Origin of the sequence: Dokdonia sp. Dokd-P16 (genome assembly GCF_003095655.1) — a bacterium.
In the GTDB taxonomy this organism is placed as follows: domain Bacteria; phylum Bacteroidota; class Bacteroidia; order Flavobacteriales; family Flavobacteriaceae; genus Dokdonia.
Genome location: NZ_CP029151.1, coordinates 2567989 through 2593445, shown reverse-complemented (window position 1 = coordinate 2593445; position 25457 = coordinate 2567989). Strand labels below are relative to the sequence as shown.

At 35.2% G+C, this 25457-nt stretch carries 24 protein-coding genes and 1 pseudogene; 17 read left to right on the top strand and 8 right to left on the bottom strand.

What is annotated here, in order from left to right:
- The first annotated feature begins 139 nt into the window (after positions 1-139).
- The 4 genes from DCS32_RS11660 to DCS32_RS11645 all read left to right on the top strand — a co-directional run bounded on the left by DCS32_RS11660 (position 140) and on the right by DCS32_RS11645 (position 2971).
- Positions 140-808, top strand: a complete 669-nt coding sequence (locus DCS32_RS11660; protein WP_108878419.1) for a hypothetical protein — start codon at positions 140-142, stop codon at positions 806-808.
- A gap of 96 nt (positions 809-904) precedes the next feature.
- On the top strand, positions 905-1201 hold the full coding sequence (locus DCS32_RS11655) for a hypothetical protein (RefSeq protein ID WP_162533646.1): 297 nt from the start codon (positions 905-907) through the stop codon (positions 1199-1201).
- A gap of 304 nt (positions 1202-1505) precedes the next feature.
- The gene (locus tag DCS32_RS11650) at positions 1506-2033 is read left to right on the top strand and encodes a hypothetical protein (protein WP_108878417.1); all 528 of its coding nucleotides are present in this window, start codon (positions 1506-1508) and stop codon (positions 2031-2033) included.
- A 20-nt stretch (positions 2034-2053) separates the two neighbouring features.
- Positions 2054-2971 carry a hypothetical protein gene (locus tag DCS32_RS11645; protein WP_108878416.1) on the top strand — a complete coding sequence of 306 codons (918 nt, stop codon included), beginning with the start codon at positions 2054-2056 and terminating at the stop codon, positions 2969-2971.
- 67 nt (positions 2972-3038) lie between these two features.
- Here DCS32_RS11645 and DCS32_RS16215 read toward each other — a convergent pair.
- Positions 3039-3155, bottom strand: a pseudogene (locus DCS32_RS16215) (IS110 family transposase); the annotation flags it as partial.
- A gap of 81 nt (positions 3156-3236) precedes the next feature.
- On the opposite strand from DCS32_RS16215, the gene DCS32_RS11635 reads away from it, so the two are divergent.
- The 10 genes from DCS32_RS11635 (at position 3237) to DCS32_RS11590 (ending at position 13685) form a co-directional block, all read left to right on the top strand.
- Positions 3237-3554, top strand: a complete 318-nt coding sequence (locus tag DCS32_RS11635; RefSeq protein WP_108878415.1) for a hypothetical protein — start codon at positions 3237-3239, stop codon at positions 3552-3554.
- An 84-nt stretch (positions 3555-3638) separates the two neighbouring features.
- Positions 3639-5813, top strand: coding sequence for a TonB-dependent receptor (locus DCS32_RS11630; RefSeq protein WP_108878414.1), 2175 nt, complete (start codon positions 3639-3641; stop codon positions 5811-5813).
- 286 nt (positions 5814-6099) lie between these two features.
- On the top strand, positions 6100-6810 hold the full coding sequence (locus DCS32_RS11625) for an endonuclease/exonuclease/phosphatase family protein (RefSeq protein ID WP_108878413.1): 711 nt from the start codon (positions 6100-6102) through the stop codon (positions 6808-6810).
- A 330-nt stretch (positions 6811-7140) separates the two neighbouring features.
- Positions 7141-7677, top strand: coding sequence for a hypothetical protein (locus DCS32_RS11620; protein ID WP_108878412.1), 537 nt, complete (start codon positions 7141-7143; stop codon positions 7675-7677).
- Between the two features lie 336 nt (positions 7678-8013).
- Positions 8014-9249 (top strand): hypothetical protein, encoded by a 1236-nt coding sequence (locus DCS32_RS11615; protein ID WP_108878411.1) that lies wholly within the window; start codon positions 8014-8016, stop codon positions 9247-9249.
- A 407-nt stretch (positions 9250-9656) separates the two neighbouring features.
- Positions 9657-10061: a hypothetical protein gene (locus DCS32_RS11610; RefSeq protein ID WP_108878410.1), complete on the top strand. Its 405-nt coding sequence runs from the start codon at positions 9657-9659 to the stop codon at positions 10059-10061.
- 365 nt (positions 10062-10426) lie between these two features.
- Positions 10427-10864 carry a hypothetical protein gene (locus DCS32_RS11605; RefSeq protein WP_162533645.1) on the top strand — a complete coding sequence of 146 codons (438 nt, stop codon included), beginning with the start codon at positions 10427-10429 and terminating at the stop codon, positions 10862-10864.
- Positions 10865-11194: 330 nt separating this feature from the next.
- Complete coding sequence (locus DCS32_RS11600) at positions 11195-11626, top strand: hypothetical protein (RefSeq protein WP_162533644.1); 432 nt, start codon at positions 11195-11197, stop codon at positions 11624-11626.
- A 231-nt stretch (positions 11627-11857) separates the two neighbouring features.
- On the top strand, positions 11858-12439 hold the full coding sequence (locus DCS32_RS11595; protein ID WP_108878407.1) for an ASCH domain-containing protein: 582 nt from the start codon (positions 11858-11860) through the stop codon (positions 12437-12439).
- A 124-nt stretch (positions 12440-12563) separates the two neighbouring features.
- Positions 12564-13685, top strand: a complete 1122-nt coding sequence (locus DCS32_RS11590) for a two-component regulator propeller domain-containing protein (RefSeq protein WP_108878406.1) — start codon at positions 12564-12566, stop codon at positions 13683-13685.
- 61 nt (positions 13686-13746) lie between these two features.
- On the opposite strand, the gene DCS32_RS11585 is transcribed toward DCS32_RS11590, so the two are convergent.
- Complete coding sequence (locus DCS32_RS11585; protein WP_108878405.1) at positions 13747-17172, bottom strand: methylmalonyl-CoA mutase family protein; 3426 nt, start codon at positions 17170-17172, stop codon at positions 13747-13749.
- Positions 17173-17316: 144 nt separating this feature from the next.
- Between DCS32_RS11585 and purU the strand changes: the two genes are divergently transcribed.
- The 3 genes from purU (at position 17317) to DCS32_RS11570 (ending at position 19250) form a co-directional block, all read left to right on the top strand.
- Complete coding sequence (gene purU, locus DCS32_RS11580; protein ID WP_108878404.1) at positions 17317-18171, top strand: formyltetrahydrofolate deformylase; 855 nt, start codon at positions 17317-17319, stop codon at positions 18169-18171.
- Positions 18172-18251: 80 nt separating this feature from the next.
- Positions 18252-18962, top strand: coding sequence for a DUF4197 domain-containing protein (locus DCS32_RS11575; RefSeq protein WP_108878403.1), 711 nt, complete (start codon positions 18252-18254; stop codon positions 18960-18962).
- 120 nt (positions 18963-19082) lie between these two features.
- A complete protein-coding gene (locus tag DCS32_RS11570; protein WP_013749631.1) occupies positions 19083-19250 on the top strand; it encodes a Lacal_2735 family protein in 168 nt (55 codons plus the stop codon).
- Here DCS32_RS11570 and DCS32_RS11565 read toward each other — a convergent pair.
- From DCS32_RS11565 to DCS32_RS11540, 6 genes are all read right to left on the bottom strand, one after another.
- Positions 19230-20027 (bottom strand): ABC transporter substrate-binding protein, encoded by a 798-nt coding sequence (locus tag DCS32_RS11565; protein ID WP_108878402.1) that lies wholly within the window; start codon positions 20025-20027, stop codon positions 19230-19232. The genes DCS32_RS11570 and DCS32_RS11565 overlap by 21 nt on opposite strands.
- A 1-nt stretch (position 20028) precedes the next feature.
- The gene (gene pyrF / locus DCS32_RS11560) at positions 20029-20850 is read right to left on the bottom strand and encodes an orotidine-5'-phosphate decarboxylase (RefSeq protein ID WP_108878401.1); all 822 of its coding nucleotides are present in this window, start codon (positions 20848-20850) and stop codon (positions 20029-20031) included.
- Between the two features lie 42 nt (positions 20851-20892).
- The gene (prfA, locus tag DCS32_RS11555) at positions 20893-21972 is read right to left on the bottom strand and encodes a peptide chain release factor 1 (protein ID WP_013749634.1); all 1080 of its coding nucleotides are present in this window, start codon (positions 21970-21972) and stop codon (positions 20893-20895) included.
- A 106-nt stretch (positions 21973-22078) separates the two neighbouring features.
- Positions 22079-22804, bottom strand: a complete 726-nt coding sequence (locus DCS32_RS16080) for a hypothetical protein (protein WP_162533643.1) — start codon at positions 22802-22804, stop codon at positions 22079-22081.
- Positions 22805-23051: 247 nt separating this feature from the next.
- Positions 23052-23720 carry a hypothetical protein gene (locus DCS32_RS11545; protein WP_162533642.1) on the bottom strand — a complete coding sequence of 223 codons (669 nt, stop codon included), beginning with the start codon at positions 23718-23720 and terminating at the stop codon, positions 23052-23054.
- A 325-nt stretch (positions 23721-24045) separates the two neighbouring features.
- Entirely contained in the window at positions 24046-25227 is a 1182-nt protein-coding gene (locus DCS32_RS11540; protein WP_108878398.1) for an AIR synthase related protein, read from the bottom strand.
- Between the last annotated feature and the right edge of the window lie 230 nt (positions 25228-25457).

The following is a 25457-nucleotide window of genomic DNA, read 5'->3' as shown; positions in this document are numbered from 1 at the left end:
CTACTAGGCCAGCACAAAATTATAAGCCTGTCTCAAAGTAGGAAATTATTGAATCACAATCCTCTATCATTAAGAATATCAAATCAAAGAGCTATATTAAAATTTGGGAGAGATTTTGGAATAAAAAAAATAGTTAATAATGGCAAATAGAAGTTATTTATACAACATAGATTTTAATCGTCTAGAGCGATTAAAAACACCTCAAGATGCTGTGTTGAGTGTATCTGAGTATGCTTATGGAATACCGCTAGCTTATAAAATATTATTGAGTAATGATACTCTTAATAGCAAGACAATATTATGGGATTATGAACACCCCATAACTATAAGTGGAAATGCTAAAAAAGGAAAGGATAGCTTATTTAAATTCTTAGATAAACTACGCACTTTAAATTTATTTGAAGAAGAATATCTTGAATCTGAAATAGAAAAAACTAAACTTTTTTTCAATGAGAATACATTTGATTTACAGTATTTCTTTCTAGAAGCTGGAGAATTGTATGAAATGGGAGATGAACCATTTGAGATCCAAAATCTAGAAATTTTCAATGAAGTAACTCAAATAGAAAAAACTATTGAAGCTTTTATAAAGGACGTTGCCTCTATAGATAATGAGATAAAAAAACTTATTGCACAACAGTCGCAAGTGACAAAAAAGTCATGGTTTAAAAAGTCAAAACCAGTCTTATCTGAGGAAGAAATAGCAACAATTAATAAAGCTATAGATAATAAACACTATGAAAAGAAAGCATTGCTAGGTATCGATAATTGGTCAACTATTTTATATTTTCAATTTGACCAATTGTAGACTGTTCTAAAGAAGTCTAAAATGCCGCAACAGCTTATTATTTTCATAAGGTATCAGAACGACAAACCTGATGTCCTAATTCAAAAAATTATCCAATTGTTTGACACCTCTAAGGAGGTAGATCTCAATAGTGATGATTATACTACTCAGTTTCCCGAAGCTGATGGTACAACATCTTTTGCAGTCAACTTTTCTTATAAAGCCAATGACTATAAAACTGCGGTCTATGAAATTCTAAAGAAAGCAAATAGATTAGGCCAATTTTGGACAGTACAAGGACCTGTGAGCGCAAAAAGTAATTACTTTATGATGCACATAGAAAATGATAATCGTAATGACTTACCAGAAGACATCATAGGCTATCGCATTATTTTAAATTCTGAATTAAGTTAGTTGTAGCATAAAGAGAAAACAAAGGAACCATCATACTTTTAGTATAGGTTTCAAATAGATTTCGCACGCATAAATTTCAACAGTTTTCTTTTCGCATAGAGGAAATTATCATTGTTAGTTTTTACGCTTTTGCGAAAATGTGATTGTCATTTACAGATGTGAAGTCTATATGTGAATCAAGTAACATTATAATTCATTGTATATTTAGTCCAAACAAATAAGACCGCAAACTAAATCAGTAATTCCCCACTCGTTTTATGCACTTGCTTGTTGTACAAAATTTTAGAAATTCTTGAATTAACCAATGAAAAAAAAACTTCTTATTTTCTTTAGCCTATTTACATGCTTTCTAATTATTGGATGTTCTTCCAATAGAAAAATGAATACGCTAATTTCTAAATCAGATTGTAATAAGACTGTCCATTTTGTTTGGGATGAATCAAGTAATTTTACAAGAATACAATCGCAAGGAACATTTAAGAATGATTATTTTTCTCTATCAAAAGGAAAAAAACTCAATTACAGAAGTATTTTTGCAGAGTCGTTAAAAGAACTAGGAAAAAAAACTAACGCTAAACTTCTTCTAAAAAATAGCCATACTTTTCCATCTGATTCAATAATTCAAGTAACTGTGAAGATTGAAAATATTGTTTGGCATAAAGGCTTTTCTAAAGCTATAATGGATACTCATTTAGTGTATAATATATCTAATCAAGTAGTGCCCATTCTTGGCAAAAGTAAAGCTCAATCTAATGCGAGGGCTGGTAAAAGCCTACTTCAAAGCTTTGAACATGGTAATTTGTTGTTCTTGCTTGCAAATTGTGACAGATAGCGACCTGTTGCCCACAATTTATGAAAATCGTCAATTATATAATAATTCTGCTTTTAATTGGAACTTCTTGCAAGGGAAAATCCGAAGAAAACAATCGGACTGAAAAACCAAAATCTGAAATTATAAAGACGAACGAATTTGAATTAATCAAAGCCGAAAATCAAAAAGGATTATTGATTTTATTTCCTTGTTTCCCTTGTGATGCAGAAAACACATTATCTGAATTTGATATTTCTGAAATAAGTGTAAAAAACGACTTTTCAGTTTTAGCAATGAACTTAAATCAACGTTTATATTTAAGCCAAAAAGAAAAACAAGAATTGGCAGAACAATTGACGAAAATAGTTAAAGGGCAAAACTTATCAGAAGAAAATATTTTCATTGGTGGATTTTCAAGTGGTGGAAATATAAGTCTATTAATTAGTGATTATTTCGTAAAGAATAAAAGTCAAATTCAACCGAAAGGCGTTTTTATAGTAGACTCGCCAATTGACCTTTTAGCACTCTATAATACTGCCAAAAAGAATTTGGAATTGAACTTTTCCGAGCCATCTATTCAAGAAGCAAAGTGGATTAAAGACTTTTTTGACAATGAGTTTGGAAATCCAAAAAATGGTATAGCCAATTATGAAAATAACTCACCTTCCACTTACGAAACACAAAATATCCATAATTTAAAAGGTCTACAAAATCTAAAAATCAGATTCTATACAGAACCTGACTTGAAATGGTGGAAAGAAAACAGAAAAAACGATTTTGAGGATTTAAATGCCTTTTACATTGAAAAACTATCAGACAAATTGAAAACTGAATTTGGAAACAAAAATATCGAATTAATAAAAACAGAGAACAAAGGCTATAAAGCAAATGGAGAAAGACATCCACATTCTTGGGCAATTGTAAACGAAAAAGATTTGATGAAATGGATGACGGAATAAAAAATTACACACAACAAGGAACTGTGTTAAAAAACAAGCCTACTTCGACTTCGCTCAGCACAAGCTTTTATACTAATTTTGATCTATAATTCTCATCGTAGGGTCTTCCTGATTTTATGATGGCAAAGGCTTGTTTTATTAGCTTGTTTGCCACTGCGATGAGAGCTAGTTTTTTGCTTTTTCCAAAATCTCGTTAGCTTTCGCGAAAGCGTACTTATACATCTTTTTATAAGGTATACTATGAGAGTTTTATATCTTTACCGCAATGAAAATAGCTTGTTATTTATTATCACTCATAGTACTCTTCCTATCCACGATGCCATCGTGTTGTGAAGACAATTGTGATGATGAACTGCTAGCAACGCACACAGATCTTGACCATACAGATTATGGTGACCTGAATACCGAGAGTACTTGCTCTCCCTTTTTAACCTGTGGTAGCTGTGCAGGCTTTGTGATTTTAAAATCAACTTTTGAACTTAAGCAAATCGCAAGTATTACTACAAAAACGGTTGTCGTTTACAAACCAACGTTTAGAGATTCCTTTGTTGCTTCTATATGGCAACCGCCCAAAATAAGTTAATAACAGCACTTTGCTGTACCATACGCAAGACTACTCCTCACTAACTTGAAGTAGCGTACACACTATTAACTTATAACAGACACTATGAAAACATTCATTTTGCCACTGCTTGCAATGCTATATGCATCTGTAATGCTAGGGCAACATACATTTAATGCACGAGTACTTGATATTGATACGAAGCAAGCACTCGCAGATGCGACAGCGATAGTAGTAGGCACTACTAATGGCGCAATATCAAACCAAGATGGCTATATACAGCTCAAGAATATTGCAGAGGGCGAGCAAACTATTATTATAAACTATCTAGGCTATGAGGCGTATAGCATTACAAGGAGTTTCCCGCTTACTACGCTTAACGCTATAGAAATCCTACTTACTAAGAGTGACGATGAGTCGCTAGAAGAGGTGGTAATTGCCTCTACTAGATCTAAGAGAACCATCTATAACATACCCACACGTATGGAAGCTATCTCTGGCGAAGAGCTAGAGGAAAAAGGGAATATGAAACCTGGTGACATACGTATGATGCTTAACGAGAGTACGGGTATACAGACACAACAAACCTCTGCCACTTCTTATAATTCTAGCATCCGTATACAAGGACTAGATGGTAAGTACACACAGATATTGCGAGATGGTTTTCCATTATATGCGGGATTTTCTGGTGGGCTGAGTTTGATGCAAATTGCACCTTTAGATCTTAAACAGGTCGAGGTAATCAAAGGTGCCTCTTCTACCCTATATGGCGGTGGAGCAATTGCCGGTCTTGTAAATTTGGTTTCTAAAAAACCTACAGATGAGCGAGAGCTTAGTTTCATGCTTAATGGAACCTCTGCCTTGGGACTAGATTTAAGTGGGTTTTATGCAGAGCAATTTGATAAAGTAGGTACTACCATATTTGCTTCATATAACGTAGGTACTCCCTACGACCCTGCAGACATAGGACTTACAGCCATCCCTAAGTTTACGAGATATACACTTAATCCTAAACTGTTTCTCACGCTATCTGATAAGACCGAAGCTACTATAGGTTTTAATAGCATACTAGAAGACCGCATAGGTGGTGATATTACTTTTATAGAAGAAGGTGAAAACTTACCTAACCGCTTTTTTGAAAGGAATGAAACCACGCGACTTAGTTCGCAACTAGGCTTAGATCATCGTCTCAGTGATAATAGCGAGCTTGCGTTTAAAAATAGTGTGAGCTTTTATGATCGTAGTATTGAGATTCCAGATTTTACATTTTCTGGAGCCCAAATATCTACATTTACTGAAGGTACCTACACCACTATTTCTGGTGCTTCTGAGTGGGTTTTTGGCGCAAATTTATGGACAGATTCTTTTACTCAAGATCAAGAAGGTACACTAGACGTTGTTGATTATAATCACACCACTGCAGGTATCTTTGTGCAAAACACTTGGGATATCAATGAGCAATTTGTGCTCGAGTCTGGACTAAGAACGGATTACCAAAACGAATATGGACTCTTTGTTTTACCTAGAGTATCAGGACTTATGCGCGTGAACCCCAAGTTATCACTACGCCTAGGCGGTGGTCTTGGGTACAAAACACCTACCGTATTTACAGAAGATGCAGAGCGCATACAGTTTCAAAATGTGCTCCCTATAGATGTGGCAAATACAGAAGCAGAGCAAAGTATAGGAGCAAATTTTGACATTAATTATAAAACACCTATTACAGATAATCTATCTTTTAGTATTAACACGTTACTGTTTTACACGCAGATAGAAGATCCACTAGTGCTGGTGCCTCAAGAAAATACTCTGTATCAATTTGAGCAACCTGACGGCGATATTGCAACCAAGGGAATAGAGACAAACGTAAAACTTTCTTATAACGATCTCGCGCTTTTTATAGGCTATACACTGGCAGATGTAAATCAGCACATTGAAGGTGCCAGCAGTACCTTCCCACTAGTATCAAAGCACAGGCTTAATAATGTGCTTATGTATGAGGTAGAAGACAAGATCAAAATGGGGCTAGAGGCCTACTATTTTAGTCCGCAGGAGTTAAATGATGGTAATACTGGACAGCAGTATTGGCTATTTGGATTTATGGTAGAAAAACTTTGGGAGAACTTTTCTGTATTTATCAATTTTGAAAATTTTGGTGATACAAGACAGACTAGATTTGACACTATTTTCACCGGAAGCGTTAGTAATCCTGAGTTTAGAGACATCTATGCTCCCGTAGATGGTTTTGTGATTAATGGAGGGTTCAAGATTAAACTCTAGCAAACCATTTTTGATAGCATTATCACATTTGTAAATTGCAACAAGGGCTTCTTTATTACAGAGAAGCCCTTGTTATTATTGGTTTTTTACGCTTTCGCGAAAATATGATTGTCATTTACAGAAGTGTATTCTCTATGTGAATCAAGTAACACCGTAATTCATTGTATATTTAGAGCAAATAAACAAGACCGCAAAGTAGAAGAAATTAGCATACTCAATAGTTATTGAGAGCTGGATTTGCTTTTTGTAGTGGTTTGTTCACATTCATTAAAAAAACTCACTAGAATTGAAGATATTAACTTGGAATTGTAATGGAGCATTGAGAAATAAGTTTGATAATTTATCAACCTTCAATGCTGATATTATTATAATTCAAGAGTGTGAAAATCCAGCGGAAACGAAACATAAGGAATATATTAAATGGGCGGAAAATCATTTGTGGATTGGAGATACCAAAAATAAAGGAATTGGAATTTTTGCAAAGAAAAATATAGGACTAAAAAAATTGAATTGGTCGGACAATTTTAAAGACCATAAAGTAAAACACTTTTTACCTTGTTCTGTAAATGGAGATTTTGACTTATTAGCAGTTTGGACACACAGTAATAAATCACCGACTTTTGGGTATATCGGACAATTATGGAAATATCTTCAAGTCAACAAATCAAAATTGAATAAGAGTTTAATTATCGGAGATTTCAATAGTAATAAAATTTGGGACAAATGGGACAGATGGTGGAATCATTCTGACGTTGTGAATGAATTGAACGAAATTGGAATTGAAAGCTTATATCATAACTATTGGAAAGAAGAACAAGGAATTGAAACGCGACCGACTTTTTTCCTTCATAGACAATTAGAAAAACCATATCATATAGATTATATTTTCGGTAGTAAGGAATTTATAAACGGACTTATAAAAATGGAATTTGGAAAAATTAATGAGTGGTTAAAAATTAGTGACCATTTACCTATTATTTGTGAATTTGAAAACTAAAAAAAACAACGAAATACAAACAAAGAACTGAGTTTAAAAGCAAGACTATTACACCTTCACTCAGCACATGTTTCTAAGCTAAACTAATCAATAATATTCATCTCAAGATCTTCTTGATTTGAGGACTATAAAAGCCTTACTTACGCTCTTTATACTTTCCAGAAAGCATACTTCTAGCAGTCAACTTTGAAACCACTACGCCTAGCACACAACTCCAAAATTCATTGTATATTTAGTCCAAACAAAACCATAAACTAAAGCAAATCAGCAATTCCGATAGTTATCCGGAACCGCACTCGCTTTATAAAGTGGCCCGTTGGGTACAATACGATGAAACGAACTTTAAACATACTTCTGATATTAATTGCAACTGTGGGCTATTCACAAAATAACTCGGAATCTGAGGTGTTTAGGAAAATCATTGACTACGAAATTGTAAAAGGTGGACGAGGAATGAATATCCAATGTGAAAAACCAAAAACCTCTTTCGACGCAAAAGATTTTAAAGTAGCAACTGGACTTAATATCCCCGAAAATGTTTTAAAGGAAATTGAACTAAATGAATCAAAAAGTAGAGTTGGCATTTGGAATTCGGAATTGATAAACGAATTAATTTACAACAAGGATTTTATTAAGAATAAAGAATGTTTAACTAAAAAAGACGCTGAAAAACTATTTAAAAAGACAAAGAAAAGACAAAATATTATTTCAATAAGCGAACCTATTTTTGATAATAAATACGAAAATTGTGTTGTTTCTGTGCGTTATTGGAAATTTACAGGAAGTGCATATGGAAAGAAGTATTTTCTAAAAAAAGTTTACGGAATCTGGACAGTCATAGTTGAATATGAAATCTGGATGACGTGAAAATTACTGTAAACAACAAAGCTCTGAGTTAAAAAAACAAGGTCTGCTTCGGCTACGCTCAGCAAAAGCTTTTAGGCTAATTTTAATTTATAGTTCATAATAAAGTCTTCAGGATTTTATGATGGCAACAGCATTTCTTACGCTCTTTATACTCTCCCAAAAGCATACTTCTAGCAGTCAACTTTGAAACCCTTACACGCGGCATACAACTACAAAATTCATTGTATATTTAGATTAAAAAACAAGACCATAAATTAAAGCAAACTAGCAATCCCGATAGCTATCGGGAGTAGTGCTTGATTTATGTAGTGGGCTGTTATAACCAATTATGACCTTATGAAAAGAGAATTTATATTATTGATAATTTCTATAGTACTTTTAAGTTGTAACAGACGCGAACCGAATGAAACCGAAATAAATATTGTAGACAACATTAAAAAAGCTAATAATGAGAAGAATTACGATTTAATAAAACCACATCTATCTCAAGAGTTTCATTTTAAAGGTAGTGATATCAACACATCTTTTACTTCCTTATATTCTTACTTAAACTTTAAATCATCTGCGATAATCACGAAAATAGAAATCAATTTCGTGAAGAAAATTAATGACTCAATATTTTCAATAAAAGGAACTAAGTTTTATGAAAACTACAAATCAGATAAACTAGAACTCACATACAAACTGACTGACACCGGAGCTAAAATTCAAGTAATTAATAGGCTAAAACCACATGAATTTCCTTTAACCACAAGAGCTTCATACATGAATGAGGAAATATTTGGTGATGACCCTGTCAATAATATCACCAACTTAAAAATTTTAGATAAATCTTCAGCCGATTCAATAAGTAAATTTGGTTACACAATATATTTCGATGAAGGTTTAAAAAGAGAAAGTGAAATATCTTTAAAACTGCTTGGTCATTTAGATAGCTTGTTAGTAAATAAATTTCTAGTTGATGAAATTGAGAAAGAAAATCTTTTTTTAACCACAACAAATTCAAACAATACCATAACCATAGGAAAAAGCCGAAATATTCCTTGGACAATACCATTATATGAATCAGACAGTTTGAATATAGTTAAGTTGACTAATAAAATAGGGAACACATTCTCGCATGAAATAATTGAAGGAACTTTACTTCAAAAATATAATCTTAAAGGTTATGAATACAGATGGTTTAGAGATGGCTTATCTGAATACCTTGCTTATGAATTCTGTAAAAAAATCGCACCGCAAGAAGCTAAAAGATATTTCATAGATGATAGACTATCAGCAGCAAATAAGTTCTCTAGAGAAGGAAATCTATTAGATTGGAGAGCAAATGGACCAATTGAAAGTGTGGATAAAGGAAAATTGTATGGCTCAAAATTCATTTACTTTAACGAGGTAGGTCAATACGGAAGATCCTTTAAGTTTTTTAAAGATTTATTTGAAAATGATAAAGATCAGTTAATTGAAATTTTAAAGAAAATCAAAGCGCATAGCAATTTAACAGTTGACGATCTTTTGGATATAATGTCGGAGACTACGGACAATAATATTTCGGAATTAATAAGTAAATATTAAACTGGCTATAACAAAGACCTTAGTTAAAAGAACAAGGCTACTTTAGCTCCGCTCAGTAAAAGTTTTTAAGCTAATTTTAATCCATAATTTATCGTAGGGTCTTTTTGGTATTATGATCGTAAAGGATTCTTATAAGATCTTATTTACTACTGCGATGATGGCTATTTTTTCTTCAATCATACTTATTACGCTTTCGCGAAAGAGTAATTCTTACAGTCAATTTGGAAAGCTCTACACCCTGCGCACAACTCTAAAATTCATTGTATATTTAGATCAAACAAACAAGACCACAAATTAAAGCAAATCTGCAATCCCGATAGCTATCGGGAGCTGAACTCTCTTTATGCATTGGTCTATTGTAAAGCATTAGAAAACAGAACGAAATTACGAGATTGCAATAGCACACATTGAAGAAAGAAACGGTAAATATTATTCTGACCATAGTAGCATTAATACCAATGACATATTTTATGGTATTAAGTATTTACGCTTTGGCTAACTTACTGTCAAAATTTGATGTCGATGATACGTTGATTTTAATCTCAATTACCTTTGGAATACTTGGTTATGTTGGACTACTTATGAATCTCAAACAAAGTAAAAACAAAAACGTTGAGTTTATAAATCTTACTTTTCTATCAATCGGAATAATCGGATTTGTTTTATTCAACTCAATACAAGGGGGAACAAAGGCATGGAAATGGGTTATTATGATTGAGGAACCAGATGAGTGGTTAATGTTTGTGGGGCCTATTTTAATAACAATGTATTTATCGATTATAAAAGGGAAACGTCTTATAACAAAGAACTGAGTTAAAAACCAAGCCTACTACACCTTCACCCAGCACATGTTTTTAGGCTAAACTAGCCAATGATATTCATCATACGGTCTTCTTCATTTTACGATAGCAAAGACTTGTCTTAAGAGCTTATTAACTACTACGACAAATGCTCTTCACTTCTCATATTTGGGTTACGCTTTCGCGAAAGCGTAATAGCCAACTTTGAAGGTGCTACGTACAACACCAACTCCAAAATTCATTGTATATTTAGATTAAAAAAACAAGACCATAAATTAAAGCAAACTAGCAATCCTGATAGCTATGGGAATATCCACTCGCTATATGCAATGGCTTGTTGGCAACAAGCAAAACTCGACTCGAATAAAATGAATTTATTGAATAAAATTGGTAAGTATTTTCCGAAACTCAATTCAAAAAAAATGAATCTACTAAGTGAAATTGCTGATAATTACGGAGATTTTCACGATGCTTTAATTACTAATTTTGAATATAATTCTGGATTTAAATTTGAAGATCACTCATGTGGAAAAGGTCAAATTAAAATTACATTAAGTTGCTTTAATAGAAATAAAGAATTTAAAGATTCCAATGAGTTAATCACCATTACGTGCTCTGATATTTCATATTTGAATATGAGAGAGTATGGAGCAATGATAATTCAAGCTTTGCTCATAAAAAATAAAGATGAATATACTCTTGATTTTTATCCTGAATTATTATCTAAAAGCGGAAATGGATTAATTGCAAAAGAAAAACTCGATTCTGATTTAATTATAAAGTGTAAAATAATTGAATACAGAATTGAAAAATAAAAGCCAGTTACCAACAAAAAACTGAGTTAAAAAACAAGCCTACATCGACTTCGCTCAGCACAAGCTTTTAGGCTAATTTTAATTTATAGTTCATAATAAAGTCTTCATGATTTTATGATGCCAACAGCTTTTCTTAAGCTCTTTGTGCTTTCTATAATGCATACTTCTAGCAGTTAACTTGGAAACTGCTACACCCTGCGCACAACTCCAAAATTCATTGTATATTTAGTCCAAACAGATAAGACCAAAGATTAAAGCAAACCAGCAATCCCGATAGCTATCGGGAGCCGCACTCGCTTTATGCAGTGGCCTGTTAATCACAATACGAAAATGAGTAGAGTACATAGATTTATAAGTCAATTAAACGATTATGAATTAGCATTTTTTGCAAAATTCAAACTTCTGACTTTTATGAAAGAAACTCAATCAGAAATAAAAGAATATTTGGCTGAACGGAATATGTCTGAATCAAAAATTGAAAAACTGACTTTCGAAGATCGTAGAGATAAGTTTAAAGATAATAGAATAAGATGTTCAAGATGTCAATCTACTAAAATTCGAATGGAAAAAGTGGAATGGACAAACACAACAGATGAATTTGATATTTCAGCTCTTGATTCTCTTTCGGGAAAAGCTACTTATAAAGATAAAATTATATGCAATGTTTGTGGTCTTTGGTTAACAGACCCAAACAATGAGAAAGGAAAATCTATATGGAATTCTATCTGGAATTACATATCTGAAGTTATAAGCCGAATTTAAAAAAGAACCGTGACTAACAAGAACTGAGTTAAAATAAAAGCCTAAATCGGTTACACTCAGCACAAGCCTTTAAGCTAATCTTGATTTATAATTTTCTTCGTGGGGTCTTCCTGATTTTATAATGACAAAGGCAGTCTACAATAACTTATTTGATGACATTATGATTGTTTATTTTGCTCTTTCTTTCAGCTCTTCACATTTTCGCGAAAGCGTACTTATAAAAACAAACTCATGAAAATTGCAATCACACTTCTTTTATTGATTTCTATAGGTTGCAAGAATGAGGCTTCTGTTCCAAAGGTTATGGCCTCGCTGCAAGAAGAACAAACGCAGCAGCATATAGATAGCAGTGTTGCTGCTATGTGGCGTGATTTTAAACAAGCGCATCCAGAATATGCAAACAAGCCACTACCCAATGCTGACTTTTTTCATGATAATAAGGAAGATGCAGATCGGCTTGCAGCGCTTACGGTACTAGGTAAAAAGCAAGCTTCTTCTAGTTTATATTTCTTGTATGAGAAAAATGGCATTGGTCTCCCACAGGCGGGAAACTTACAAATAATCACAGATTTTCAAGGAAAAGCGCAGGCAATTATAAGAACCAAAACTGTTGATACGGTGGCTTATAATGCTATCTCGAAAGCCTATGCTATCATAGATATGGGAACAGCACTCCATCCTCTTGAACAATGGAAAAAAGCACATCAAGCGTTTTTTGAGAGTTACACCAGCGAAAGCGGAGTAAAAACCATAGATAATATGCTTATCGTATGTGAGACTTTTGAGACTATCTGGACAGTAAACAGCAAGTAACAAAAAGTAATGTTATCTGCAATGCACGCTAACCAACACTAGCACCCTACCCTCTTATTGAATGAACTAGCATATCTTAGTTTTAAATAGCTTACTTTTAAGTACTAACCTCAACAAACGCATTATGGCTATAGATAAAATGACAGTATCGTTATTAACTATTATCTTAATTGTCATGACTTCTTGTAAGGAAATGACGCCATCTTCATCCAATTCCTTAAAGCGTGAAAGTGACAATTTCGCCCTGAGCGATACGACCTCAGCTGCTAAAACAACAATGGGACCTAGTGCAATTGATTTGGCTCCTCCTCCATTAAGCCAATTCATACGAAGGATTTTTCAAGATTCACAAGGCACGATGTGGATGGGAACTAATGGTGATGGGGTGATACGATATAATGGAACGAGCGTAGACTACTTTTCTATAGACGAAGGTTTTAATGGTGAAGCGGTGCGTGCGATTCTAGAAGATAAAAATGGCAAAATCTGGTTTGGGACCAATAGAGGAATTACATCGCTTGACTTGACCACATCTACAACAACAGGAAAACCTTCTTTTACAAACTACACAGAAGCGCAAGGGCTCAAAGAAAGTAACGTATGGAGTATGTTGCTAGACGCCAAAGGAACGTTGTGGATTGGGGCTTTAAATGGCGTTAATAGCTTTGATGGGGCTGCTTTTAAACCTTTCACACTTCCAGAAACGGTAGTAGATAATTCTAGAGGTGTTTCAAGTACTAAAGTTGTACACAGTATCATGGAAGATAACAAAGGACGTTTATGGTTTGCTTCTAATGCCGGGGCATTTATCTGGGATGGAACTGCGCTAGAAACAATCTCTACCGCAAACGGACTTGCGGGAAATAATGTAAATGACATGCTAGAAGATCGCTCAGGAAATATCTGGTTTGCAACACACCATAATGGCGTGAGCCGTTATTACGGAACTAAGTTTACAAATTTCACTACAGATGGTGTGATTACAGGAGAAGAGATCTGGTCGCTCTTCCAAGATTCCAAAGGGAACATCTGGTTTCCTGCCGAAAATGCTGGCGTATACAAATATGATGGAAAGAAATTCACCAACTTTACAGAGGCAGATGGTGTGCAAAGCAATGCTATACAAACCATTTATGAGGATGCATCTGGAACCATATGGCTAGGAGGATATCTTGGTCTCTCAAGATTAAAAGATAATCGCTTTATACATGTTACCGAAAGTGGACCTTGGAAGGATAAAGCTTGAAAAAAATCAATAAAAAAGGCGACCCTCTGGGTCGCCTTTTTTTAATAACTATCATCTAGTATTACATATTACGTCTGTACTGTCCTCCTACTTCAAAGAGGGCACTTGTAATTTGCCCTAGTGAGCAAACCTTAGTTGCTTCCATAAGTTCTTCAAAAATGTTGCGATTATTAATCGCTGCATCTTGTATCGTCTCAAGTTGTGCCTCTATCTTATCTGCTTTTTCCTTGTGGAGATTATTAAGCATATCAATTTGATATTGCTTCTCCTCTTCGGTAGCTCTTATTACTTCTGCTGGGCGTACCGTAGGACTTCCTTTTGAACTCAAGAAGGTGTTTACACCGATTATTGGGAACTCTCCGTTATGCTTAAGCGTTTCATAATACAAGCTTTCTTCTTGTATTTTAGAACGCTGGTACATCGTCTCCATTGCTCCTAAAACTCCACCACGCTCTGTGATTCGGTCAAACTCTAACAGCACTGCTTCTTCTACAAGCTCTGTAAGTTCTTCTATAATAAATGATCCCTGTATTGGGTTTTCATTTTTAGTAAGTCCTAGCTCTTTATTAATAATTAGCTGGATTGCCATCGCGCGACGTACACTCTCTTCTGTAGGCGTTGTAATCGCCTCATCATATGCATTTGTATGTAACGAGTTACAGTTATCATAAATCGCATACAACGCTTGCAGTGTAGTACGGATGTCGTTAAAGTCAATCTCTTGTGCGTGTAAGCTACGTCCAGAAGTTTGGATGTGATACTTAAGCATCTGTGCACGTGGGTTTGCTTTATACTTCTCCTTCATTGCTTTTGCCCAAATCTTACGAGCAACACGACCTATGACCGCATATTCTGGATCGATTCCGTTTGAGAAAAAGAACGATAAGTTAGGACCAAATTTATTGATATCCATCCCACGGCTTAGGTAGTACTCTACATATGTAAATCCGTTAGACAATGTAAGTGCTAGTTGTGTGATAGGGTTTGCTCCTGCCTCTGCGATGTGATATCCAGAGATAGACACACTATAAAAGTTACGCACCTTTTGCTCGATAAAGTACTCTTGTACATCTCCCATTAAGCGCAGAGCAAATTCTGTAGAGAAGATACATGTATTTTGCGCCTGATCTTCTTTAAGAATATCTGCTTGTACCGTACCACGCACTTGTGTGAGTGTCTCTACTTTTATACGGCTATATACATCTGCTGGTAATACTTGATCACCAGTTACTCCCAGTAGCATTAAACCTAGACCATCATTCCCTTCTGGAAGATCGCCTTGGTATGCTGGACGTGTTTTTCCTTTATAGATAGCTGCAATCTTTGCTTCTACCTCTGCTTCTAGTTCGTTTTCTTTTATGTACTTCTCACAGTTTTGATCTATAGCGGCATTCATAAAGAAACCAAGCAACATAGGTGCTGGCCCGTTTATAGTCATACTCACCGATGTCATTGCGTGACTTAAGTCAAAACCAGAATAGAGTTTCTTTGCATCATCAAGACAGCAAATACTTACTCCTGCATTTCCTATTTTTCCATAGATATCTGGACGCATTCCTGGATCATTACCATACAATGTCACAGAGTCAAAAGCGGTACTCAAACGCTTAGCTGGTAATCCAGCACTCACATAGTGAAAACGTCTGTTAGTACGCTCTGGTCCTCCTTCTCCTGCAAACATACGTGTAGGATCTTCTCCTGTACGTTTAAAAGGATAGAGTCCTGCTGTATATGGGAACTCTCCCGGTACATTTTCTTGTAAACACCATATTAAGATATCTCCCCAAGCTTGGTACTTAGGTAATGCTATCTTAGGGATTTCTGTATGTGATAGCGATGCACTGTGCGTAGGGATTTTAATTTCCTTATCTCTTACCTTAAAGGTATACACAGGTGCTTTATATCTATTTACTTTCTCATCCCATCCAGTGATAACTTCCCAGTTATACGGATCGAGATCCATTTTTACTCGGTCAAATTGTGCAAGGAGTAATTTTATAAGGTCTTTATCTTCTTCTGTATTTTCGGTAGTGAAATCGGCTAACTGTACTCCTGCTTTGTCTAGTGCTGGAGCTGTACCGGCAATAGTTTCTATAGTCTTATAGATTCCGTAGAGACGTTGTGCTGTTTCTTGTTGCGCTTTCGCGAAAGCGTCATATGCACGGTTGCTCTCTGCGATCTCACTTAGGTAACGCGTGCGAGATGGAGGAATCACAAAGATTTTCTCACTCATCTCTTGGCTTATCTCAAACGTACTCTCAAGGTCTGACTCGTTTACCGCGTTTACTTTCTCCATGATGCGTTTATACAACGTGTTCATCCCAGGATCATTAAACTGGCTAGCAATGGTACCAAAAACTGGTAACTCATCTTGTGGAATGTCCCATAGATTATTGTTACGCATGTATTGCTTCTTTACATCACGTAATGCGTCTAGTGAGCCACGCTTATCAAACTTGTTGATAGCAACAAGATCTGCAAAGTCAAGCATATCGATTTTCTCTAGCTGTGTTGCTGCACCAAATTCTGGTGTCATCACATATAAAGAAACATCACTGTGTTCTATAATCTCTGTATCAGACTGCCCTATTCCTGAAGTTTCAAGAATAATCAGGTCATACTCGGCTGCTTTTAATACCTCTATCGCTTCTCCTACATACTTTGAAAGTGCAAGGTTACTCTGGCGAGTTGCTAGTGAGCGCATGTAAACACGGTCACTATTAATCGCATTCATGCGGATACGATCACCAAGTAATGCTCCGCCCGTCTTACGCTTAGAAGGATCTACAGATATTAATCCTATCTTTTTCTCTGGAAAGTCAATTAGAAATCTACGTACTAATTCGTCTACAAGAGATGACTTTCCTGCTCCTCCTGTACCTGTAATTCCAAGTACGGGTGTAAGCGAGTTTTCATTCTTTTTATGAATAGCATCTAGGGTTTTCTTTGCAACCTCTGGAAAGTTTTCGGCAGCAGATATTACTCTCGCGATTGCCGTAGGCACTTTTTCGCGTAAGCTATCTACTGTCACATCAAGTTTATCTCCTATGGCATAGTCAGATTGCTGTACAAGGTCATTAATCATCCCTTGTAATCCCATGGCACGGCCATCATCTGGAGCGTAGATACGGGTAATCCCGTAGTCCATGAGTTCTTGTATCTCTTCTGGCAAGATCACACCACCTCCACCTCCGAAGATTTTAATGTGTGACGCTCCCTTCTCTTTAAGAAGGTCATACATATATTTAAAATACTCATTGTGGCCACCTTGATAAGAGGTTATCGCAATTGCATTTGCATCTTCTTGAATGGCGGTATTCACCACCTCTTCTACCGAGCGATCGTGACCCAAGTGAATCACCTCAACGCCTGTGCTCTGAATGATACGACGCATAATATTTATAGCAGCATCGTGACCATCAAATAGTGCAGCTGCAGTAACTATTCTAACTTTATATTTTGGTGTGTAAGGAGTAGCTTGTTCCATCTGTAATTATTGGTGTGTTTAATGATGTAAATTTACGTAATAATCAATAAAAACGACGCTTGAATATGAATAACACAAAAAGGTTTGTTTATACGTGAATTGCGTTAGAATAATTGCAATTTAGAGGTGTTAAAAACCTAGTTTATGGCACATCTTACATTACTTATTCATTGCAAAGATCAAAAGGGAATCATCGCTTCTGTGACTAATTTCATACTCGATCATGCTGGTAACACTACCTATATTGATCAACATGTAGATGCGCAAGAGAATGTGTTCTTCATGCGACTAGAGTGTTTTTTTGAACAAGCAAATTTTAATGTGGATATTTTTACAAAAACGTTCTCTGACGAAATAGGAAATCCATTTGAGATGCAATGGCAGTTATATCCTGCTACACAAAAACTGCAAATGGCAATTTTTGTATCAAAATATGATCACTGCCTCTATGATATTCTGGGTCGCTACAATGCTGGAGAAATCCAAGTACACATTCCTTTTATTATAAGTAACCACAAAGATTTGGCTCATATTGCAGCAAATTTTGATATTCCATTTTATCATATCCCTGTAACTAAAGATACGAAGGCAATTGCAGAGCAACGCCAGCTAGACTTACTAAGAGAATTTAAGGTTGATTTTATTGTTCTTGCTCGCTATATGCAGATTGTAACGCCTACCATAATAAGCGAATACACGCATCGTATTATAAATATACACCACTCCTTTTTACCTGCCTTTGTAGGCGCAAAACCTTATCATGCGGCATTTGCTCGTGGTGTGAAAATTATAGGAACCACAAGTCACTATGTAACCGAAGAACTCGATGCAGGTCCTATTATTGAGCAAGATACCATACGTGTAACTCACAGTCACACCATTCCAGATCTTATTGCAAAAGGGAGAGATCTGGAGAAGATTGTGCTCTCAAGAGCCATAAAATTACACGCTCAGCACAAATGCTTTGTATACGGCAATAAAACGGTAATCTTCACCTAGAAAAGTAATAAGCTGAGTTACGCTTTCGCGAAAGCGCAATTAAAAACTATCTTTACCGCACATTAAAAACCCATAGTATCATGAAAAAGATTATCGCTGTATTTGCTTTGTTTTCACTAATCTCTTGTGCCGAATTACAAGGCGTAATTGATAGTTTACCTACAGAAACTGGAACTTCAGGAATAAGTAACCAAATGATAGGGAACGGTCTCAAGCAAGCACTAGACTTTGGAATTGATAAACAGGTAACAAAACTTACCTCAAAAGATGGTTTTTACGGAAATGATCTTGTAAAAATATTACTGCCAGAAGAATTGCAAAAAGTAGATAACACGCTTAGAGCAATAGGCTTAGGAAGCCTTGCAGATGAAGGCATCAAAGCCCTTAACCGCGCTGCCGAAGATGCAGTAAGTGAGGCTACCCCAATCTTTGTAGATGCAGTAAAGCAAATTACATTTAATGATGTGCGCAACATCTTATTAGGATCTGATAATGCTGCGACTTCATACTTAGAAGGAAAAACACAAACAGCGCTTTATGGGAAATTTAACCCTGTGATAAAAAATAGTTTTGCAAAAGTAGGTGCAGATCAAATATGGACTAACCTGATTACAAAGTATAACGAGTTACCACTTACTAATGATGTAAACCCTGACCTTACAGATTATGTAACGCAACAAGCACTTGAAGGGGTTTATAAAATGATTGCGGTAGAGGAGAAGGAAATCCGTACTAAAACACAAAGTAGAACTACAGATCTTTTACAACGTGTATTTGCACTTCAAGATTAACAAGATTATTCTTACATTAATTGCTTGATTTTTATGTAGTTATATTGATTTAGATTGATTTTTTTTTAATACATTTAAGTAGAGAAAATAAGTTTAACCCCAAATCAACCTAATTGTAATATGAATTCTCAATATAAACACCAGCGCATCAAGACCTACATGGAGCGCAAGCACAAAAAACTTGTAGAAGAGGCGTACAATTTAAAGTACACAGATCATGAGCAAAGTGACGTACTTACCTTTGAAGCACTGCAACTAGATTCAAAATTAAAGTTCTTGCAATTCTAGTTGAGCTCGTAAATTTTTAAAGTATGAGTATGCTGCTAAAAGCCTACTACCATACCATGAGAAATACTCACCGTCTACTAATACCACTCTAGCAGTGGTATTTTTTTTGAATAATGCGATGTGTTCTTCCTTAAATGGAAAAGGCTCTGATGATAAGAAGATATAATCAAGATTGACTAACTGTGCTGCTTGGACCTCTGGGTATCTACCTTCTAAAGATGTGAAAGCATTTTTAAAGCCAGCCTCTTCTAATAGTGTGTTTATAAAAGTATCTGCACCAGCAACCATCATTGGTTCTTTCCAGATAAAGTAGCCTACACTACCTTGACTCGATGTCTTTAGTTCCTTTAAAAATTGATTACGCTCTTCTGTAATAGCAGTAACTAGCTGCTGAGCTTGTGTCTCTTTATTAAAAATTAACCCGTATTGAAGTATGAGATCCAGAGACTCTTGAACGGTTATGATATCTGATGTGTGTACCGGGGCAAGAGCTTGTAAACTCTCTACAATTTCTTTTGTATTTTCTTCCTTATTGCAAAGAATGATATCTGGCTCTAGCGCAGTGATTTTTGCAATATCAACTTGCTTAGTACCTCCTACTACTTCTTTATCACTGCGAAGATAAGAAGGGTGAACACAAAACTTTGTCACACCCACGATATGCTCTTCTAACCCTAGGTGAACGAGAAGTTCTGTCTGGCTAGGAACTAAAGAAACTATGCGCTTTGGTGTATGATCAAACTCAAGACGAGTGCCTATTTGATCTGTAATATTCATGCTAAATATGTTCTATAATAAGCTCTCGCATTTCTTCTTGCATCTGCTGTGCAACATTGCGCGCAGCGATGGCAAAGTCTTCTCCTTGAGAATTATAAATGATACCTCGAGAAGAATTAACAAGAAGTCCTATATCCTTAGTCATTCCGTATTTACAAACTTCACGTAAACTACCTCCTTGTGCTCCTACTCCCGGCACAAGTAAGAATGCCTCAGGAATGATTGCTCGTATATCTGTAAGATACTCAGCTTGTGTAGCACCTACTACATACATAAGTTGCTCACTATTTGTATATGACTTAGATGTTTCAAGTACGTGTTTATACACTTCTTTACCGTCAATTTCTTTGGTTTGAAAATCAAAGGCTCCTTTATTTGAAGTAAGTGCTAGTAATATGGTATGCTTATCTTTAAACTCAAGAAATGGCTCTACAGAGTCTTTACCCATGTATGGAGCAACCGTTACAGAGTCAAAGCTCAAGTCCTCAAAAAATGCCTTAGCATATCGAGTAGATGTATTCCCTATATCTCCGCGTTTTGCATCTGCAATAGTGAATTGCTCTGGATACTTTTCGTTTATATAGTTAATGGTTTTCTCTAGTGCTTGCCATCCTTTGATACCATAAGCTTCATAAAAAGCAGTATTAGGTTTATAGCCCACACATAAATCATGAGTAGCATCTATAATCGCTTTGTTAAAAGCAAAAATGGGATCTTCCTCCTTCAATAAATGCGCAGGAATCTTATCAAGATCTGTATCTAGACCAACTATTAAAAAAGATTGCTTCTTTTTAATTTGGGTAATTAAATCAGCTGTTTTCATTGTCGTTTATTTCAGATCTAGATAATAATCAGCTTTATTATGCTATAATTCTCCTTCAGTAAATTTGAGTTTCTCTGTATTCTCAACAAGTCTTAACTCTTCAAGAATTTTTTGAATATCACCATTTACAATATTTTGTAAATCATATAATGTTAATCCGATACGGTGATCAGTTACACGTCCCTGAGGGTAATTATATGTACGAATCTTTGCACTACGGTCACCACTACTTACTTGCGAGTTACGTTTTGCGGCATCTTCTTCTTGCTTTTTGGCAAGTTCCATATCATATAAACGCGAGCGTAGTACTTTAAAAGCCTTCTCCTTGTTTTTATGTTGAGATTTTTGATCTTGACACTGTGCTACAAGTCCTGTAGGGATGTGTGTTAATCGTACTGCAGAGTATGTTGTGTTTACAGACTGCCCACCTGGTCCAGAAGAACAGAAAAAATCTACACGCACATCTTTAGGCTCTATTTGAACATCAAACTCCTCAGCTTCTGGAAGTACCATTACTGTTGCAGCACTAGTATGCACACGACCTTGAGTTTCTGTTTGCGGTACTCGCTGTACACGGTGTACTCCAGCTTCAAACTTCATAGTACCGTAAACGTCTTGGCCTGTAATTTCAAACTGGATTTCTTTAAATCCTCCAGAAGTCCCTTCAGAATAATCTACCGTACTGTGTTTCCATCCTGGGACAGAATCTACATACTTAGTATACATTCTGTACAAGTCTCCAGCAAAAATACTTGCTTCATCACCACCAGTTCCAGCGCGTATTTCTACAACAACGTTCTTTGCATCTTCTGGATCTTTAGGAATAAGCATCATTCTGATTTTTTCCTCTAGTTCAGGAATACCAGTTTTTGCTTCTTCGTATTGCATTTTGGCCATTTCAACCATTTCTGCATCACTACCGTCAGCTATGATTTCTTCGGCTTCTTTGAGATTTTCACTAAGTTCTATATATACCTCACGCACTTCCATGAGCGCCTTAAGATCGCTATATTCCTTATTGAGCTGGACATAGCGCTTTTGATCTGTTATAATATCAGGTTGTATAATGAGATCACTTATCTCATCAAAACGTTGCTTTACTATCTGTAATTTTTCTAACATCTACTTTCTATAATAAGTAGCGAATTTACGATAATTTAAACAAGGAATGAAAGGTAAATGGAGGTCTATATATGCTTTCGCGAAAGCATAAAAAATGAAATAGTAATTAATACAATTGTGTAAGTTGATTCTTCTCTTCTTCTTTGTTATCTACATCTAAAACCGTGTATAAAAAAAAGGCTAATCCTAATGCGGCACTAACAAAATCAATATAATAGAAGAAATTAATTCCAAAATAGTACCCAAGAAGAGACGCCACGTCTGAAAAGATAAAACAAAACACAAAAAATAGAAAAGCTAATGATCTATCGCTATTGATAACTTGGTTATATAAAACTGCTATTGCTCCTAATAAACTTATTATAACTCCGAAAAGGAACACGAGACCTGACTGAAAAGACCCTTCATAACCTTCCTTTACCTGAGAAACTAACTCATTGAGTATAATCATATTGAGTCCGATAAAGACCAAAGTAAGTAGTATAGCTACCCTATCTTTTAAAAATGCATTAAGCATATCTAGCCGCTTTATAATAATAAGACTATAAGTAACACAGCCAAGAAGGATATAAGCTATCTGTCCAAAGTCTTTATAATAGTAGAACACAGAATATTCTCGTAGCGCTAACATTACTAGAATTGCAATAACGATAAATTTAATACGAGGGGCCTTGATTATGTAATAGACTAGGAAGCATAATACTGTAACAAGCGGCATGTATCTGAAGAGATAAACATGACGTCCTAAATAAACAGACAGTATGTTTAATACTACAAGACCTAAGGTTATTAATGGTAAATATTTACCTGCTTTACGTAATGAAAATTGCATTAGTCAATTATTGGTTGGGGGAATACTAAAAGCATTTTACTTATTAATAAAAGTAGACAAAAGTAAAAATATAAATACAGCCTCACGTAAACTTTAACAAAATTAAATAACCATAAACATCTCACATAAAGATATTTACGACTTTACTTAACAAAATCACACATGTCGCATGTGGCATTACCAACGCAATGCTTTTACGTAAAGAAAATTATAGAGACGTTTATAATTAAAAAAAAATCATAACTAATTACGATAACATGTCATATTGCTCTGCTTCTTCAAGCTGACTACTAGTTTCAATAACTGTATAAGAAAAAAGACCTAATCCTACTGCATAAGCAACACGATCTACATAAAAAAGCATCTCATATCCAAAGTAATATGCAAATAACGAGGTAACATCGCTGGTAAGAAAACTTATCATAAATAAAATATAAGCAAGAGATCTATTACTATTATACACTTGATTATAAATGATTGCTGTTGCTCCAAAAACAATCATAAATACACCATACACATAAAATAGATAAGGCTCAAAGGGCCCTTGAAACCCTAGGCTTACTAACTTTGTTATTTCATTAAGGGCAAAAGTATTTAAGACAATAAATATAAAGGTAAAGATCAAAGCGCTTTTATCTCTACTTATAACTTTAAGTATATCGCCACGTTCTAAACATATAGTAGCATAAGCAACAATGCCTAATATAAGGTATAACTTATGTCCTAGGTTAGTCTCGTAAAACATCACCGCTATATCTCTAGCCAGCAAACTAAATAAAATTGCAATGACTATAAAGCTTCTTTGTGATGCGCGCAAAAGGTAATATGCTATATATATTCCAATAGTGAGCAAGCGCACCAGCCTCATAATCTCCATATCTGATGTAATAACGGCTATTACATTTATCAAGATCACAAAACCGATTATTAATGGTAATCTCCTACATTTAATTGCTGATGTAATTTTCTCCATACGGATAGCTATTTGACTAATTAGGGGTAGTTAAATAATCATTTGACTTGGGATATAAAATATACGAAAAAACGACAGCCCTCGGATTTCTTGTATCATAAAAAAAACTTAAAAGAAATAGCTAACTTTCCTAAAAGCACATTATTACCACGTGTGAAACAAAACTTAATGCACTTTTCTATATGCATAAAAAAAGGCCTGTAAAGAATACAGACCTTCCGTTTAATAACAACAACCCTCTTTTAAGAGGTGCTTTATAAACTATATATTAATAAGTAAAAGTTCCTTTCTCACTTTTTATAGTAAGTCTCTTTCCACTTTGAGAAGCCTCCACTCTACCTACTATTTGTGCATCTACATTATAAGAAGTTGAAATCTTTATAAGCTCTTGAGCTACCTCTTGTGGGCAATAAATCTCTATACGATGTCCCATATTAAACACTTGGTACATTTCCTTCCAGTCTGTACCACTCTCTTCTTGTATAAGTTTAAAAAGTGGTGGAGTTTCAAATAGATTATCCTTGATGATGTGTAAGTCCTCTACAAAATGTAAAATTTTTGTTTGAGCACCACCGCTACAGTGTACCATACCGTGTATACTGTCTGAGTTATATTTAGATAAAATATCTTTAATGATTGGCGCATAGGTTCTCGTAGGAGAAAGCACAAGCTTGCCAGCGTCTAGAGGACTACCGGGTACTGCATCTGTAAGTTTTTTTGAACCGCTATACACTAGATCTTCTGGTACTGCTGCGTCAAAACTCTCTGGATATTTTTGTGCAAGGTACTTATCAAACACGTCATGACGTGCAGAAGTAAGCCCGTTACTGCCCATACCTCCATTATATTCATTTTCGTAAGTCGCTTGACCGCTAGATGATAGACCTACAATAACATCTCCAGGACGTATGTTTGCGTTATTAATAACATCGCTGCGCTTCATACGTGCCGTAACAGTAGAGTCTACTATGATTGTGCGCACAAGATCACCTACATCTGCCGTTTCTCCACCTGTAGAATGAATGGTCACACCATAAGATTTCAATTCTGCCAAAAGTTCTTCAGATCCATTAATAATGGCCGATATAACTTCACCAGGAATCACGTTCTTATTACGCCCTATTGTTGATGATAGCATGATATGGTCTGTTGCGCCCACACACAATAAATCATCTATATTCATGATAAGAGCATCTTGTGCGATGCCTTTCCATACAGAGATATCACCAGTTTCTTTCCAGTACATATATGCAAGAGCAGATTTTGTTCCTGCCCCATCTGCATGCATTACAAGACAGTAATTATCGTCTCCGGTAAGTGCGTCCGGTACAATCTTACAAAATGCTTTAGGAAATAATCCCTTATCTACATTTTTAATAGCATTATGCACATCTTCCTTACCTGCAGAGACTCCGCGTTGTGCGTATCGTTTAGAAATTTCTTGGCTCATCTATAAATTTTACATCGCAAAAATAGGGATTATATAATGGGCTTTAAAATTGATTTACAAACAGTTTGACCTGGCGTATAAAATAATTTATTCTCTGTTATATCTTATAATCACGCTTTCGCGAAAGCGTGATAAAAATCATTAAAAATCAGTCGTTTCTTACAAACATTTTACCTCAAACCCTCTTTAATCCAGTTATTTACACCTTAATCTAATTGAATTTTTTCTTA